We start from the raw sequence: 15,483 nt of genomic DNA on the forward strand, positions 1-15,483 counted from the left end.
CTTATATCTATTTTTGAAAATATAAGTAGGGGCTGGGGTGTACCCGTCTATGGCTATTCAGAAATAAAATATGATTTTTATATTATCAGTTTTTATGGATGGGTAATTTTCGTATTTGAACTATATCGTGATGATATAAATACATAGTGAGATTTGAATGCAAGTAGAAGCTATTGAACAAGCAAATTTTCATGAAGAAAAAACAAATTGGTCTGCTGTTTATGCAATGTCATTGTGTGTCTTTGCGTTAATTACTTCCGAATTTTTACCTGTCAGTCTACTCACCCCAATTGCTTCTGATTTGGCAATGACAGAGGGGCAGGCTGGGCAAACAATTGCGGTCTCAGGTTTATTTGCCGTTATTACTAGTTTGTTGATTGCAACAGTAACGCAAAATAAAAATCGTCGAACTGTCATGTTGGCATTAACAACCATCATGATCATTTCTGGAACCGTGGTTACTTTTGCCCCCAATTACCAGATCTTAATGGTGGGACGAGCTTTATTAGGCATTGTGATTGGTGGGTTCTGGTCATTATCAACCGCAACGTTGATGCGGTTATTATCGATTGGGCAACTGCCCAGAGGGGTGGTGTTATTAAATGCGGGTAATGCGCTTGCAGGTACAATCGCGGCGCCACTAGGTAGTTTTCTGGGCGCGCATATCGGGTGGCGAGGGGCATTTTTTACGATTGTACCGATCGCTTGTGTCACATTGGTTTGGCAATTTATCTCATTACCTCAGATGCCTGCTATGGCTACACAAAGGCGATCAGGCAATCCATTGAAATTACTTGGTCGTTTTGAATTTTCTGTTGGCATGCTGGCCATTTTTTTCCTGTTTATGGGGCAATTTGCGCAGTTTACTTATCTACGTCCGTTTCTTGAAACAGTGACCCAAGTAAGCGCAACGCAACTGTCTGTTACGCTTTTTGTCATTGGGGTTGGTGGTTTTGTCGGTACGTTATGTATTGGCCCTATTTTGCGTAGAACACTTTTCCCAGTTCTGATTTTCTGGCCAATCATACTGGCAATTTTGTGTTGTATGTTTATCGGTTGGGGAGCTCAATTTTTACTCTGTATTTTGCTTGTTGCTGCCTGGGGATTTTTCGGCACATCCTCAAGTGTTGGTTGGAACCTTTGGTTAACCAAGGTCGTACCAAAAGAGACGGAACAAGGCGGGGGGTTAATGGTTGCTATTATCCAGCTGGCTATTACCGCTGGTGCAGGAATTAGCGGAATATTATTCGATTCAAGTGGATATCAGTCCAGTTTCACGTTTGCCGCAGGATTACTATTTATTGCTGGTGTTTGTAGTGCTTTGGCTTGGTGGATAAGACGTCATCGATGATCTTATTTTATATCGCTGAATGAATTCACAGACTTGGCTGCTCAACAGAGCAGGGACAATTAATTACACAAGAACTTAAAGTAAACATCAGTTATATCGACATTTTTATGTGGCTACAATGGAGGAGTAAAAATGGGTTCAAATCATTTACTGGCCGTTATCCTGTTAGGAGTAAGTACAATGGCAAGCGCGCAGACAATATTAGATCACTCCAAGGTGATTGAGCCAAAACCAATGTCGCTGGCCGAATTTCCTGTCAGTAAATCGTATACCGATGGCATGAAGGTCATCCAGGCTGACTTTTCAGATCCAGACGTTACCGCATTTACTCAGGTTGAATATGCACAGAAATCAGGTATGCCGCTTCATGTGAATATATTGATGCCAGCCCAAGAAATTGGCGCAACATCAGCACCTAAATATCCGTTGATCGTTTATGTACAAGGATCAGCATGGATGAAACAGGATATGTATAGCATGTCGCAATTAGCCAAAATGGCTAAAAAAGGCTATGTCATCGCGATTGTCGAATACAGACACTCAGCTGTTGCGGGTTTCCCCGCGCAAATTGAAGACACCAAAACAGCGATTCGTTTTATGAAAAAGAATGGTGAGAAATATAATGCCGATACGTCGAAAATCGTATTATGGGGTGATTCTTCCGGTGGCCATACAGCATTAATGACGGCAGTGACCGTGAATCAAAATAAATTTGATGATGAAGGGCAGGATAAAGATCCGATTTCACTGAAAGCGGTCATTGATTTCTATGGTCCGACTGACATCAGTAAAATGAACAAAGAACCGTCTACTTGGGATCATATTACAGATAAAAGCCCGGAAGGTATGTTCTTGGGAGGGGTTAATGTTTTAGATAATCCTGACAAAGTAAAACCCACTGTGCCGATGAATTATGTAGCGAAAGACCAAAAAATTCCGCCAATTCTGATCGCACATGGTAATAAAGATCGGTTAGTATCGTTCGGTCAGAGTGTCATGATGTTCGATACACTCAAGAAAAATAACAAAGATGCGGTGATGTATCAGATCAATGGTGCTGACCACGGAGGTGCACCGTTCTGGAGTAAAGACATGCTGACTATCGTCGATCAGTTCATTCAGCAGCATCTGTAGATTTGACGTTTAGCAATGAATTGTGTGGTTAATGGTTATAAGCCACCGAACTTAGGTCGGTGGCTTTATTATTAGTAATGCGTGGAAAAACTCGGCGATGAAAATTTTCATATAAAATGGAATTACTATTTGTTCCTGTTTGAGGAATTGACAATTCCGACTCACTTGCTGATCTAATAAAAAAATAAATTTATTATAAAGATAATAGACTATTAATCAGCAGGAAAACAAATGAATATTATCAGAGACTCCTTCTATGAAGGAGAGCGCGCATTATATGCAAGTAAAGATTTATTGATCGACAACGTTAGGTTCTATCCAGGTGAATCGCCACTCAAAGAATCAGCCTCGATCAATGTAATTAATTGTGAGTTCATGGCTAAATATCCATTTTGGCACTGTCAGAATGTAACTATAGAAAACAGTCATTTCAGTATGTATAGCCGAGCTGCTATTTGGTACACAGATCATCTTAAAATGAGTAAATGTGTTGTAGATGCTCCTAAAATGTTCCGTTCTGTATCCCATTTGCATTTGGAAGATACAACGATGAATAATGCATCAGAATGCCTGTGGAACTGTCATTATATTGAATTAAATAATGTGAGCATGACGGGAGCTGATTATGTTTTCATGAATGGACATCATATTAAAGCAACCAAATATCATTTACAGGGAAATTATTCTTTTCAGGATGCGTATGATGTCGAAGTATATCATTCAAACTTTGACTCAAAAGATGCGTTTTGGAATACCAAAAATGTCACTGTGTATAACTCTGTTTTAGATGGTGAATATCTAGGCTGGTATTCTGAAAATTTGAGACTAGTTAATTGTACTATTTCCGGAACACAACCACTTTGCTATGCCAAAAATCTGGTGCTGGAAAACTGTACCATGGTAAATACCGACCTCGCTTTTGAATACAGTACGGTAAAAGCGGATATTCAAGGTCATATTCATAGCATTAAAAACCCGATTGCGGGTTATATTCGCGCGGACAGTATCGGTGAAATCATTATGGATGAACATGTTCGAAACCCGGGTGGTTGTGAAATCATCATTGCCGGGAAACATGTTCATGCATGATGATGAAAAATTTGACTTGCCCGTCATCCGGAAGTCGAGCGCCAGTTATAAATGGGATTCTTTTCCTGTGGATGATCTGATACCCATGTGGGTGGCGGATATGGACTTTCGTACCGCCCCTGCAATTACCGATGCTTTGATGAAACGGGTTCAGCATGGTGTATTTGGCTATACCAAAGTTCCTGATACTTATTTTCAAGCAGTGAGGCACTGGTTTAAGCAGCAGCACCAGTTTGATGTTCCCCGAGAACATATATTGTTCACAACCGGTGTCGTCCCGGCCTTATCTGCCGTGATCAAGGCGCTATCAGTTCCCGGTGACAAGGTGATCGTGCAGACGCCCGTTTATAATTGTTTCTTTTCATCGATTGCCAACAATGGTTGTGAGCTGGTTGATAATTCACTCCTGTACTGCGATGGCAGGTATCAATTTGATTTTGATGATTTAGAACAGAAAGCGGCTGACCCCAAAACGAAACTACTAATTCTCTGTAATCCGCATAATCCGGTTGGACGGAGTTGGTCCGTCGAAGAGTTACAACGGTTAGGGGAGATCTGTTTTCGACATCGAGTTATGGTAATTTCTGATGAGATCCATTGTGATTTAGTCTACGAACCAAAGGCTCATATTGTTTTTGCCAGCCTGGGCGATGCATTTCTCGAGAACTCCGTGACTTTATCTTCACCGAGTAAGGCTTTTAATTTAGCAGGGCTTCATGTTGCTAATATTTTCTGTAGCAATGTTGCATTGCGAAATAAAATTGATAAAGCACTCAATATCAATGAAGTGTGTGAAATTACCCCTTTTGCCGTTGATGGTCTGATTGCAGCTTATACAGAAAGTACAGATTGGCTGTGTTCTTTAAAAAATTATCTCTGTGATAATTATTATTATCTTTGTGAATATATTCATAAATATTTTCCAGAAATTAAAATATTGCCGTTAGAAGCAACATATTTAGTCTGGATAGATTGCTCAGCGTTTAAAATATCTACCAATCAGTTATCTGAAGAGCTAAAAACAGAAAAACACCTTTGGATCACGGCTGGCGATGTATATGGTGAAACAGGGCAGAACTTCCTGAGATGGAATATTGCATGTCCAAGATCTCAGCTATATGAGGCATTGGAACGTTTCCGGTTTTATTTGACCGAAAAATATTCAATAGGCGAGTGCTAAGAAATACCGGATAATCTACAAATAGATTATTCCTGATCACGGACGTTTCATTCAGTAATGCTAACGTCCTGATCTACCTGTGTAATTCGCTGCTCTTGCTGTTGCAGTTCATACATAGCCTTGTAACGACCATGGCTCAGTGCCATTAATTTCTGATGAGGGCCACTTTCGATTAAGTGTCCATGATCAAGCACTAAAATCGTATCTGCATTTCGTATGGTTGAAAGCCGATGAGCCACGACAACCATCGTCACTTTTCCGTGTAGTTGATTCAATGCCTGTTGCACGACTTGTTCTGTTTCGCTATCAACATTAGCAGTTGCCTCATCCAGCAATAATATTTTGGGATTACCGGCCAGAGCTCGAGCGATAATCAACTGTTGACGTTGACCGGTCGACAAACGAAAACCGCCTTCCCCAAGTTGAGTCTGATAACCTTCTGGCATCTGTATGATCACATCATGTAAATGGGCTTGTTTGGCTGCGTTATAAACCTGTTCTTCGGTAAGATCCCTATCCATATCGATATTGTCATAAATCGTGGTCGCTAAAATGAAAGGTTCCTGAGGAATGAACCCGATCACCTGACGTAACGTATCGTGATGAAATGTGGTGAGCGGATGTCCGTCGATACAGATCCGCCCGGTTTGGGGTTGATAAAAATTCAGCAGTAAACTTAGCAGCGTGCTTTTCCCACTTCCTGTATGCCCCACGATGGCACAAAATTGACCCGCTTTTATCTCAACCTCAATATTATTCAAAACTGGTTTGTTCGATTGGTAGCTGAAATTCAGATGCTCAATGGTCAGTTGTCCATGTTCTATGTTGAGTTGGGCACCGTTTTCTTTTGCCGTTGATGGTTCTAATAGCAGGTCATGGACTCTATTACCGGCAACAATGGCTTGTTGGTACAGACTAAATCGCTGCGTAATTTCGACTAACGGTTCCACAAAACGACCTAAATAATTGAGATAGGCATAGAGCACGCCGATCTCCGCGACGCCCTGAACGATTTTCATCCCAAAAAACCAGATGGTCGCAGTCAGAATCAAAATGCTCAATAAGTTGATTGCAGGTCGTAAAAGTAATGAACCAATGGTGACAGTTTGTAGCCGTGTCTGGTAATACAGTTCATTGGTGTGGCTAAATTGCGCATATTTGTTCTGCTGCTGATTGGTGGCCTGGATCACCGCCATTCCGCTAATCGATTCATTCAGTGTTGCATTGATATCAGAGCGATATTGACGACTTTCCGTCACTGCTTTCACACTTAAGCGGTGGTAGAGGTAGATCAATGCCATCACTGTTGGGATCAGCACTAAAGCAATCTGCATCAGATGCAGGTCTAAAATCGCCATTGCTATCAGTATCCCGACCAATAAAATCATATTTGCCAAAATGCTGGATAAAAATTGCACATAGATATCTTTGATTGATTCCGTATCGTTGGTGATCCGGCTGACTAACTGACCTGTCCGGGCATAATCAAAGAAAGACATGGGGAATGTCAGAACATGCTTAAAAACGCGTTTCCGAATATCCAAAACGGCATTCAGCGCTATATCCAAAAATCTAATTTTTTGCTGATATTTGAGATAAGTTCCGAGAATAGTTGAGACAATAAATAAGCCGATCACTGAAACAACCGGTATGCGGGGATAATGATCTGGCACAATAAAATCATCAATGAAGATCTTACTTAAGATTGGCCCGATAACATCAAACGCTGTCGCAAGGACAACCAGAAGAACCGTTTTTCCCAATAACTTTTTATCAGCAAAAACATAGCTCATCAGCAGCTTCAGGGCACCGATATCTTTGTCATCCTGATATTTATGTTTCGTTTGTGCCATCAGGATGTTGTCTCCATTGCCTGTTCCATTTGTTGATATGCGGCCATACGCGCATACCAACCATCACCAGCAGCTAGTTGTGAATGATTACCTCGTTCAATCACGCGACCATGTGACAGTACGATGATTTCATCTGCATGTTCAATCGCAGATAGACGATGACTCACAATAATAAGGGTTTGCGTTTGGCGTTGTTTCAGATGTTGAATAATGATTTTCTCGGTCTGAATATCTACCGCTGAGAGTGCATCATCAAGGATCAGGATCGAAGCCTGACTGATCAGCGCCCGTGCAATGGCGATCCGCTGTTTCTGACCGCCGGATAATGTAACGCCTCGTTCACCGACTAACGTCTGATAACCATCTGGAAAAGCTAAAATATCGTCATGAATGGCCGCAAGTCTGGCGGCCTGAAAAATCATCTCATCACTGGCTGATGGATGTCCCATCCGGATGTTTTCAGCAATTGTGGTGCTAAAAAGAAATGCATCTTGCGGTACATATGCATATTGCGATCTGAGATGTGTCAGTGGTATCTCTTGAATGGGGGTATCCCCGATCAGGATGTTACCCTGTTGATGATCCCAATAACGCATCAATAGCTGCAACAGGGTTGATTTGCCTGCACCAGTGCTGCCCGCAATGCCGAAAACTTGATCCTCTTTGATATCAAATGAAACGTCGGAAATATCCAGGCGAACGGCATCAGTATAAGAAAAGGAAACATGGTTAAAACGGACACGATATCCAACGGGATGTGTTTTACCATGATCTAGAATGGAATCGGGCAGGTTCAATATTGTTTCTAAACGATGCACCGCAGCATTACCTCTCTGGATGATATTCATCAGCCAGCCGAAAGCATACATCGGCCATATCAACTCAGTGAGGTACATGGTAAAGCTGGTGAGTTGTCCGACGGTTAACTGTTTTTCATGAATTTGCCAGCCGCCAGCCAGCAGAACAATCAATAACGCAGCACCAAGACTCAGTTGAATGATTGGATCAAACATCGCCTCTGAACGTTGTACTTGGTAATTACTCAACGCAGCCTGTTCAGCAATGCTGTTGAACTGCTGTGTTTCGATGCTTTCACGCCCCATCGATTTGATCATCCGGATACCGGTCATTGCCTGTTGTGTTTGCTCATTCAATGTTGAGAATTTATCCAGGCTGTCTTTGAATTGGTGATGGATTTTATTGGAGAGACGGTAGAACCCTAGTCCCATGAAAGGGAAGGGCAGAATGGCTAAAGTAGCCAATTTCCAATCGATAAAGACAAAGATCATGACCAACACAAAGATAAAGGTGAGTAAGCCATCAAAGCCTGAAAGGATCCCTTCACCAGCAGCGACTTCAACGGCATCAATGTCATTGGTTGCTCTGGCCATCAAATCGCCAGTTGAATGTTGATTGAAAAAGGCTTGCCCCTGATGAGTGAGGCGAGCATAAAATTGTTGTCGGAGAATGTTGCCGAGTTTGTATGACGTGCCGAAGAGCATTCGTCGCCATCCATATCGAAGCAGGTATACCGCAACACCGGCAAGTGCCAGCCCTATCAGGTAAAACTGTGTATGAACCAACTGGCGCGAACTCAACAATTGATCGATGGCTTGCCCGATAAACCAGGGTACAACCATGTTGAACAGTGCAACGCTAGACAGCATGACTAGCGCAAGGGTGTAGGTATGCCAGTAACGACGGAAAAACCATTTCAGATGGAGAAATAATTGCATCTGTACTAATTCCGAGTGGAAAACTCTTCTGGTTGAGTAGATTCAAAGGCCGCAACACTTACGGTGTTAATTTCAGATTCAATTCAGGAAGACGAGTTGGCATAAAACTCTGATCCTGAAAATGTTCGACCAATGCATCAAACACCACTCGAACTCTCGTTGGAACCGGGCCGCTTTGCGGACGGTAAATATACACATCCCACGTATCAATCAGGTCGTACTCCATCAGCACTGGGATCAGTAAGCCTTGCTGAATGTATGGCGCAGCAACAGAGACTGATATCTGGCCAAATCCAATTCCTTTTAATACAGCTTCAAATTCTGCATCAGCATCATCCGTTAGAAATACCGGCATTTCAGGTGTAAAACATAGGTTGTCTTTGAAGAACCATTTCCAGATGTGATTATGGTTGTTATCAAATAATGCAGTCACCGGAAGTTTAGACAAATCATCAATGGTCTGTGGTTTGCCGAAACGTTCGATAAGTTCGGGTGTCGCAACAATGACATGATTTACTTTACTGACTGAGCGGGCGATGAACCGGTTGTCTGTAATTGGGTGTCCGACTCGTATGCCAATATCAATTTTTTCTTCGACAACATCAGAGATCTGATTCGACAGACGAACATCAAAACGAATTTCAGGGTGAGCACGGTTAATCTTTTTCAAAACTGGTAATAAAAAAGGTCTGGCATAAGAGGGTGGTGCCGTGATTTTGACAGATAAGGTGTCATGCGTGTTATTCATGAAAACATCATCCATCATCGCGATGGCTGCTTTGGCTTTGTGATAAAACTGTTCGCCAAAGGTGGTGATTTTAATATTGCGGGTGCTGCGTACAAATAAAATTTCGCCCAGTTCGGTTTCTAGTTCTTTAATGCCACGCGTGATCACCTGAGGTGAAACATTCATCTGAATGGCTGCGTCTTTGAAAGTACTTCTTTCTGCTGCTACACAAAAAATTTTCAGATAATCCAGACGATTAAACATAAGCTGTGCTCTTTAAAAAAGAAAAAACACCCTGACTATCAGGGTGTTTGTGTACCTTAAACAATCAGGCGGAATGAGGCGCGGAGAATATATTAATCACCATGACTCCGGCGAATATCAAGCCGATCCCTAATAAGGTTGGAATGTTCAGACGTTCGCCAAACATCATCCAGCCGACGATGGTGATCAGCGAGATCCCCATGCCAGACCAGATGGCATACACCACACCCACTGGAATTGATTTCAGGGTTAATGACAAACAATAAAATGAAATGCCATAGCCCAGAATAACCAGAATAGATGGCCCAATTTTCGTAAAGCTTTCACTCAGTTTTAATGAGGTGGTTGCAGTCACTTCAGAGAGGATAGCAATCAGCAAAATTAGCCATTGTTGCATGGTGTGTTTCCTGGTTGATTACAGTGCAAGTTCGAGGATGGCTGCGACATCAGTCGGTGTGATATCCGCATGTTCCCCTAATTTTACATGACCATGTTCTTCTAATTTCGCGACGACAGCCGCGATTGCTGAGCGACCTAAGCCATAATCACTCAAGTGGGTTTTCACGCCCATCTGTTCGAAGAACTGACGTGTATTTTCAATCGCAGCGGTAGCACGAGCATCATCGTCACCTTCTGTGATATTCCAGACGCGTTCTGCGTATTGCAATAATTTCGCTTTCTTCGCTTCTTTCTTGTATGTCCATACCGCAGGAATAACGATAGCCAATGTTTGGCCATGGTCTAAACCATATAAGCCTGTGATTTCCTGGCCGATCAAATGGGTTGCCCAGTCAGCCGGAACACCAGTAGACAACAGACCATTCAGAGCCATGGTAGCGGTCCACATCAAGTTAGCTCGCACATCATAATCCGTTGGATTTTCCAGTGCTTTCGGGCCATCTTCCAGAATATTCAGCACCAGACTTTCTGCCATGCGGTCCTGAACTTTAGCATTCACAGGGTAAGTAATATATTGCTCAACAACATGTACAAAACTATCTACAACGCCATTTGCTGTCTGGCGAGGAGGCAAGCTATAGGTCGTCGTTGGATCAAGCACGGAGAATTTTGGATAAACATGCTCGGAAAAGAAGAATAATTTGTCTTGAGTCGCAGCCTTCGTTACAACTGCACCGTTATTCATTTCCGAACCGGTGGCTGCCAGTGTCAATACGCAACCCAAAGGCAACGCCTGTGTAACCTTCGCACCGTAAGACTGGATGATTTCCCATGGATCAGTTGGATATAACGCAGCAGCAGCGATGAATTTAGAACCATCGATCACTGAACCACCACCAACGGCCAGAATGAAAGTGATGTTTTCCCGTTTGACAACGTCTACCGCTTTCATCAGGGTTTCAAAATGAGGGTTTGGTTCGATCCCGCCAAACTCAAAAAAAGTGATGCCTTCTAAAGCTGTTTGAACTTGATCCATCACGCCGTTTTTCTTGATACTACCGCCGCCATACGTGATTAATACGCGGGCATCTGCTGGAATTTCATCACGAATTTTGGCAATTTGACCTTCACCGAAATGAATTTGAGTTGTGTTGCGATAGCTAAAATTATTCATTGTTCTACCTGTGTCAGAATAAATTGAAGGGTATCAATAGGTGCTATTATTGCGACATAGACAGAGAGGGAAAATGACTCATTTCCAATTTCACTATTCCTATAACAGGAATAATCAATGAATTAGAAAAGAAGAACATATGCGTCAAATCACTTTTTCGCATCAACGCTGATATGCGCTTTCATGCAAAATGCCATTGATTGCCTTTCTTTGTTTGGTGCATTTCCGGATCACGTTGATTTTATATGTTTTTTGTTGAGGTTAGGGCTTCAATAATTGTGGCATCAACGAGTGTCCCATGCTTCATCATGACACCACTATCCATCAGCCGGAGGTTGATAATTTCAAACAGTTGACGAGCCAAATTCATCAGACATATAAGAATCGCCGGATATTTCACCGACGACGTTATTCGCGTTTGAATCAACAAAATCTACTAACAAACTTTATTGGTATCTGCCTGATCTTCCCATTTAGGGAATGGCATACCATGATTGCCTTTATAGGCTGGTGATTTTGGTTGTTCCCAACCTTTCAGCAAACTCTCATCAACTTTGTAGATTTCAATGCCAAGTGGGCGACAGACTTTCAATGGGTCTTCGGCCTCTGGCCCCCAAAGGGCAACCGAAAGATCACCGCCAGGGCAGGTGGAAATGGCGCACAGCAGATCGATTTCTGCAAAAAATTCCAGATAGTCGCCTTTTTTCGCAGGGCAGGCTTTCATGAAATACATGTCATCACTATTTAAGCCGGTACATTGGAAGACGTTTAAAACGTCATGCACATCAAATTCAGTCAGGCCATACGGCATTACGGCACGAGTCAGGTTGGAGTGACAGTGGAAATCAAAGTCTTCGCCTGTCAGCAATTTGTTCACATATGGGTCACAACGCGTCCCCAGTAAATCGTGCACTCGGCCACCATGTTCGTCGACGCCATAATCGGCCAGACTATCGGCTGTGATGGTCGCAATCGGGCGTAAAAATGGCAGGTTTGACCAGAGACGATCAAAGGTAGAAACGTGCGCGCCTTGTAATTGACGGGTGCGGGATGCCCACATCCGCTCACGCGGATTATGTAGGTTCCACATATTTAGGTCGCCCACCTGAGCACCTTCTTTTGCAACAATTCGGAATACGTGACCCGCGGGAACAACCCAGGCTTGCCCTGTACGGATCGGCACATGAATCGCTTCGACGAGTTCGCGTTTGTCTGAGGCATCAGCAATTTTTTGATAAAAGTCGCGGTCGACATCTAATGCGGAGCCTTTATTGGCTTGATAAGCCGCCGGATAGAATTCGGTCATGATTACTCCTTGGTTGAGAACAGTGTCAGTAAGGCCTGTTCTGAATCGTCTAAATATTGAGAAAGTAGCTGTACGGCTTCGTCACGTTGACCGGCTTGTAAAAAGCGATAGATCGCGCGGTCACGTTCAACCCACGGTTGTTGGAAAAATTTTTCGTCGGGTGCAGATGCAAATAACAAACGGAGCTGAGCGATGACACTGGCAAAGAAGCTGTCAAAGCGACGGCTACCGAGAATAGAAACGACTGCCTGATGAAAGCGCAGACTGTAGGTTGCTGCAGCCGCCCAGTCGTCGTCACGAGAAGCAGATTCAACCGTTTCGATAGCGGAAAGCATTTTGCTGAGTGCTTCTTGTTTGATATATCGGCCACCATTGATGGCTTGCAGTTCCAATGTACGCCGGATGATATAAATATCTTTGATGTCACTGCGCGCCATCATGCGAACTGTGACGCCTTTATTGCGCTGATAAGTCACAAGGCCTTCGCATAGTAACTGGCGCAAAGCTTCGCGTACCGTGTTGCGAGATGTGTCAAAACGTTCAGACAAATCCATTTCCACTAGGGTTTGTCCGACATGTAACTGCCCAGCAATCAGTTCATCTCTAATCAGACTGGCGACCCGTTCAAATGCGGGTAGGTGGTCATATTGGGTATCAGGCTGCTGAGACATCTTGTAACTCCAGTTGATTCAAGGCGTGTTGTTGGCTGGCCAGAAAACGGCAGAGGCGTTCATTATCAGAATTGCGTAATTCAGCCGGTGTGCCTGCGGCGGTGATTTCACCCTGTTCCATAAAAATAACGCGATCAGAAACTTTAAAGGCAAACTGCATTTCGTGAGTCACGATCACCATCGTCATGCCTTCGTTGGCTAGGTTTTCGATGACTTTCAATACTTCTCCAACTAATTCAGGATCGAGCGCTGAAGTTGGTTCATCAAACAACATGATGGCCGGTTTCATTGCCAGAGCACGGGCAATCGCGACGCGTTGTTGTTGTCCGCCCGACAGTTGATGCGGATATTGATGGGCATGAGCAAGCAGGCCGACCTTATCAAGTAACGCTAATGCGAATTGGCGAATATCTTTCTCTGAACCACGATTGTGATAGGCCGGTGCCAGCATGATATTTTCTAAAGCTGTTTTATGTGGGAAGAGGTAAAAACCTTGGAAAACCATACCGATGCGTTCGATATGCTCGTAGTAGTGTTCATCGGGGCGACCATTTGTTGTTGGATGTAGGAAGGATTTTTCCTGCATACGGATCTGACCATCACTGAGCATTTCCATGCCATTCATGGTGCGGATCAGTGTTGTTTTGCCTGAGCCTGAAGGCCCAATCACTGAAATCACTTCACCAGCTTTGACTTGTAGATTGATGCCTTTCAAAACTTCTTTACTGCCGTAAGATTTGCGAACATTTCTCGCATCTAAAATCGCTTTGGTTTGTGGTGACGGCGCACTTCTTTGTGCTTTGACCGGTGGTGTAATTGAAATAGAGCGAGCGAGTCGAACCTCATGTTCAGCTGTTGGTTTTGCCACGCGTTTGCTTACATCAAAATACTGTTCTAACCAGTGAATCAAGCGATCAAACACGGTGACGATTAAGACGTAGTAACAAGCGACGGCTAACAAGGTCTCCATTACTTTAAAGTTTTGCGTGTAAAGGCGCTGACCTACCATCAAGATTTCCGCCAATGAAATCACGGAGACCAACGATGTTAATTTAACGATGGTGACAAATTCATTTGCTAGTGAAGGCAGTGCAATTTTGAAAGCCTGTGGAATGATGATCAGACGCTGAATGCCGACAAAACGCATGCCGAGTGCTCGGCCTGCTTCGGTTTGTCCTTTATGAACGGATAACAAACCTCCGCGATGAATTTCGGCAATATAAGCCGATTCACTTAAGATCATCGCCAGTAAGCCCGCTGTGAAGGGCGATGACAGAAAATCTGAACTCGCAGGAATAAACTGCGGCACGTTATATATAAAAATGATTAAAACCAGCAGCGGTAAACTGCGGAACAGCCAGATATAGGTGCCCGATAACCAACTGAGTGCACGGTAATGGGATTGTTTCGCTAGCGCCAATACCATACCGAAAATGATACCGCCAACCCAAGTGGCGACGCTCAGTTCGACGACCAGCAGAGATGCATCCCAGAAATCCTGATTTTTAAACAGGCTGAGCAGATAGGGCCAGTCAAATTCCATAGTTCCGTTCCTTTTGCTTGGCGGCCCCTCATGAATCGAGGGGCTTTTCACGAGAGATGACTTATAGCGTGCCGTTTAATGCGGCGGTAATTTCTGCTTCGCTAGGTGTTGCGACGCTGTATTTCGCTAATAAGGATTTATATTCCGGTGTTGTTTCTGCTTTGCTGATCGCTGACTTCAGTGACTGAGCTAATTCGGTATTGCCTTTTTTCACGGCCAGACCGACAACCACTGGGTAAATGATGTTGCTGGTTAATGTGAGCTTACCGGATTTGTCTGCTGCAGCTTTTGCCACACCAGCATCTTCAAACTGAGCGTCTACTGCATGAGATAAAACGGCCTGACTGGCTTCAGGGGAAGTTGGAAATTCACGAACATCAATCGCGGCTAACCCCTGTTTTGCACAGTAGGTTTCAGAGACTATTTTTAATTTACTGATCCAGGCTGCGCTTTGAATGGAGCTCACTTTCTTACCGCATAACTCTTCTGGTTTTTGAGGTTTGAAACTGCCACCTTTCAGTGCGAGTAAAACACCGCCGGTTGTCATATAAGGGATATATTCGATCTGTTTCGCTCGCTCAGGTGTGACGTAAAGGGTGGATGCAATCACGTCAAACTGCTTCAGGTTGACGCCCATGATCAAGTTGGCAAAACGTGTATCCATGAAGGTTGGTGTTGCTGACATCTCTTTTGTAATCAAACGCATAAACTCAGCATCAAAACCTGCCGCGTCTTTACCGTCTAAGTAGTTATAGGGTGGGTAAGTTAAATCTGTGCCGATTTTTAGCGTTTCAGTGGCAGACGCTGATTGACTCATTAGTGCAACAAAACCGATCGCAGCAAGGCTGGTGATTGAGTGTTTCATTAAACGCATTCCTTTCATAATATGACTCCCTTCGATGAATGAGATTGTTCAACAATCAAATATCAATAGATGTGCCATTTTTAAAATAATGAGCAAAATGAAGGGTGTGAGCGCAGTGGATACTGTTCTCACGAGATCAAAGCGCTAGAAAAAAGAGTTATTTTGTTAAAAATTGGTGCAATTGCACCAGT

The 15,483-nt window shown here is 43.5% G+C and carries 13 protein-coding genes and 2 pseudogenes; 4 read left to right on the forward strand and 11 right to left on the reverse strand.

Annotated features, from left to right (window positions below; translation table 11 throughout):
* Window positions 1-157: 157 nt before the first annotated feature.
* The 4 genes from H027_RS0116170 (at window position 158) to H027_RS0116185 (ending at window position 4,754) form a co-directional block, all read left to right on the forward strand.
* On the forward strand, window positions 158-1,351 hold the full coding sequence (locus tag H027_RS0116170; RefSeq protein ID WP_024873472.1) for an MFS transporter: 1,194 nt from the start codon (window positions 158-160) through the stop codon (window positions 1,349-1,351).
* A gap of 180 nt (window positions 1,352-1,531) precedes the next feature.
* Window positions 1,532-2,485: an alpha/beta hydrolase gene (locus H027_RS0116175; RefSeq protein ID WP_161632474.1), complete on the forward strand. Its 954-nt coding sequence runs from the start codon at window positions 1,532-1,534 to the stop codon at window positions 2,483-2,485.
* A gap of 231 nt (window positions 2,486-2,716) precedes the next feature.
* Complete coding sequence (locus H027_RS0116180; RefSeq protein ID WP_024873474.1) at window positions 2,717-3,574, forward strand: DUF3737 family protein; 858 nt, start codon at window positions 2,717-2,719, stop codon at window positions 3,572-3,574.
* Window positions 3,567-4,754 (forward strand): MalY/PatB family protein, encoded by a 1,188-nt coding sequence (locus tag H027_RS0116185; RefSeq protein WP_024873475.1) that lies wholly within the window; start codon window positions 3,567-3,569, stop codon window positions 4,752-4,754. Before H027_RS0116180 ends, H027_RS0116185 begins: the two co-directional genes overlap by 8 nt.
* A gap of 47 nt (window positions 4,755-4,801) precedes the next feature.
* Here the strand turns inward: H027_RS0116185 and H027_RS0116190 are convergent, their stop codons facing one another.
* The 11 genes and pseudogenes from H027_RS0116190 to H027_RS0116230 all read right to left on the reverse strand — a co-directional run bounded on the left by H027_RS0116190 (window position 4,802) and on the right by H027_RS0116230 (window position 15,292).
* Window positions 4,802-6,607, reverse strand: a complete 1,806-nt coding sequence (locus H027_RS0116190) for an ABC transporter ATP-binding protein (RefSeq protein ID WP_024873476.1) — start codon at window positions 6,605-6,607, stop codon at window positions 4,802-4,804.
* Window positions 6,607-8,343, reverse strand: coding sequence for an ABC transporter ATP-binding protein (locus H027_RS0116195; RefSeq protein WP_024873477.1), 1,737 nt, complete (start codon window positions 8,341-8,343; stop codon window positions 6,607-6,609). Before H027_RS0116195 ends, H027_RS0116190 begins: the two co-directional genes overlap by 1 nt.
* Before the next feature lie 58 nt (window positions 8,344-8,401).
* Window positions 8,402-9,334, reverse strand: a complete 933-nt coding sequence (locus H027_RS0116200; protein WP_024873478.1) for a LysR family transcriptional regulator — start codon at window positions 9,332-9,334, stop codon at window positions 8,402-8,404.
* Window positions 9,335-9,398: 64 nt separating this feature from the next.
* Entirely contained in the window at window positions 9,399-9,731 is a 333-nt protein-coding gene (locus tag H027_RS0116205) for a DMT family transporter (protein ID WP_024873479.1), read from the reverse strand.
* A gap of 18 nt (window positions 9,732-9,749) precedes the next feature.
* Window positions 9,750-10,907: an iron-containing alcohol dehydrogenase gene (locus tag H027_RS0116210; protein WP_024873480.1), complete on the reverse strand. Its 1,158-nt coding sequence runs from the start codon at window positions 10,905-10,907 to the stop codon at window positions 9,750-9,752.
* A 155-nt stretch (window positions 10,908-11,062) separates the two neighbouring features.
* Window positions 11,063-11,271, reverse strand: a pseudogene (locus H027_RS18735) (IS5/IS1182 family transposase); the annotation flags it as partial.
* A 72-nt stretch (window positions 11,272-11,343) separates the two neighbouring features.
* On the reverse strand, window positions 11,344-12,213 hold the full coding sequence (locus H027_RS0116215) for an urea carboxylase-associated family protein (RefSeq protein WP_024873481.1): 870 nt from the start codon (window positions 12,211-12,213) through the stop codon (window positions 11,344-11,346).
* 2 nt (window positions 12,214-12,215) lie between these two features.
* The gene (locus H027_RS0116220; protein ID WP_024873482.1) at window positions 12,216-12,884 is read right to left on the reverse strand and encodes a GntR family transcriptional regulator; all 669 of its coding nucleotides are present in this window, start codon (window positions 12,882-12,884) and stop codon (window positions 12,216-12,218) included.
* Window positions 12,868-13,647, reverse strand: coding sequence for an amino acid ABC transporter ATP-binding protein (locus H027_RS19405; RefSeq protein WP_237657995.1), 780 nt, complete (start codon window positions 13,645-13,647; stop codon window positions 12,868-12,870). The genes H027_RS0116220 and H027_RS19405 overlap by 17 nt, the downstream gene beginning before the upstream one ends.
* Window positions 13,648-13,785: 138 nt before the next feature.
* A pseudogene (locus tag H027_RS19410) lies at window positions 13,786-14,427 on the reverse strand (amino acid ABC transporter permease); the annotation flags it as partial.
* A 61-nt stretch (window positions 14,428-14,488) separates the two neighbouring features.
* The gene (locus tag H027_RS0116230; RefSeq protein ID WP_237657990.1) at window positions 14,489-15,292 is read right to left on the reverse strand and encodes an ABC transporter substrate-binding protein; all 804 of its coding nucleotides are present in this window, start codon (window positions 15,290-15,292) and stop codon (window positions 14,489-14,491) included.
* Between the last annotated feature and the right edge of the window lie 191 nt (window positions 15,293-15,483).

Origin of the sequence: Tolumonas lignilytica, from assembly GCF_000527035.1 — a bacterium.
GTDB classification, from domain to species: domain Bacteria; phylum Pseudomonadota; class Gammaproteobacteria; order Enterobacterales; family Aeromonadaceae; genus Tolumonas; species Tolumonas lignilytica.

What these genes read in the sequence shown, in the direction of transcription:
- H027_RS0116170 (WP_024873472.1), top strand. Translation starts at nt 158, where the DNA reads ATGCAAGTAGAAGCTATTGAACAAGCAAATTTTCATGAAGAAAAAACA.
- H027_RS0116175 (WP_161632474.1), top strand. Translation starts at nt 1,532, where the DNA reads ATGGCAAGCGCGCAGACAATATTAGATCACTCCAAGGTGATTGAGCCA.
- H027_RS0116180 (WP_024873474.1), top strand. Translation starts at nt 2,717, where the DNA reads ATGAATATTATCAGAGACTCCTTCTATGAAGGAGAGCGCGCATTATAT.
- H027_RS0116185 (WP_024873475.1), top strand. Translation starts at nt 3,567, where the DNA reads ATGCATGATGATGAAAAATTTGACTTGCCCGTCATCCGGAAGTCGAGC.
- H027_RS0116190 (WP_024873476.1), bottom strand. Translation starts at nt 6,607, where the DNA reads ATGGCACAAACGAAACATAAATATCAGGATGACAAAGATATCGGTGCC.
- H027_RS0116195 (WP_024873477.1), bottom strand. Translation starts at nt 8,343, where the DNA reads ATGCAATTATTTCTCCATCTGAAATGGTTTTTCCGTCGTTACTGGCAT.
- H027_RS0116200 (WP_024873478.1), bottom strand. Translation starts at nt 9,334, where the DNA reads ATGTTTAATCGTCTGGATTATCTGAAAATTTTTTGTGTAGCAGCAGAA.
- H027_RS0116205 (WP_024873479.1), bottom strand. Translation starts at nt 9,731, where the DNA reads ATGCAACAATGGCTAATTTTGCTGATTGCTATCCTCTCTGAAGTGACT.
- H027_RS0116210 (WP_024873480.1), bottom strand. Translation starts at nt 10,907, where the DNA reads ATGAATAATTTTAGCTATCGCAACACAACTCAAATTCATTTCGGTGAA.
- H027_RS0116215 (WP_024873481.1), bottom strand. Translation starts at nt 12,213, where the DNA reads ATGACCGAATTCTATCCGGCGGCTTATCAAGCCAATAAAGGCTCCGCA.
- H027_RS0116220 (WP_024873482.1), bottom strand. Translation starts at nt 12,884, where the DNA reads ATGTCTCAGCAGCCTGATACCCAATATGACCACCTACCCGCATTTGAA.
- H027_RS0116230 (WP_237657990.1), bottom strand. Translation starts at nt 15,292, where the DNA reads ATGAAACACTCAATCACCAGCCTTGCTGCGATCGGTTTTGTTGCACTA.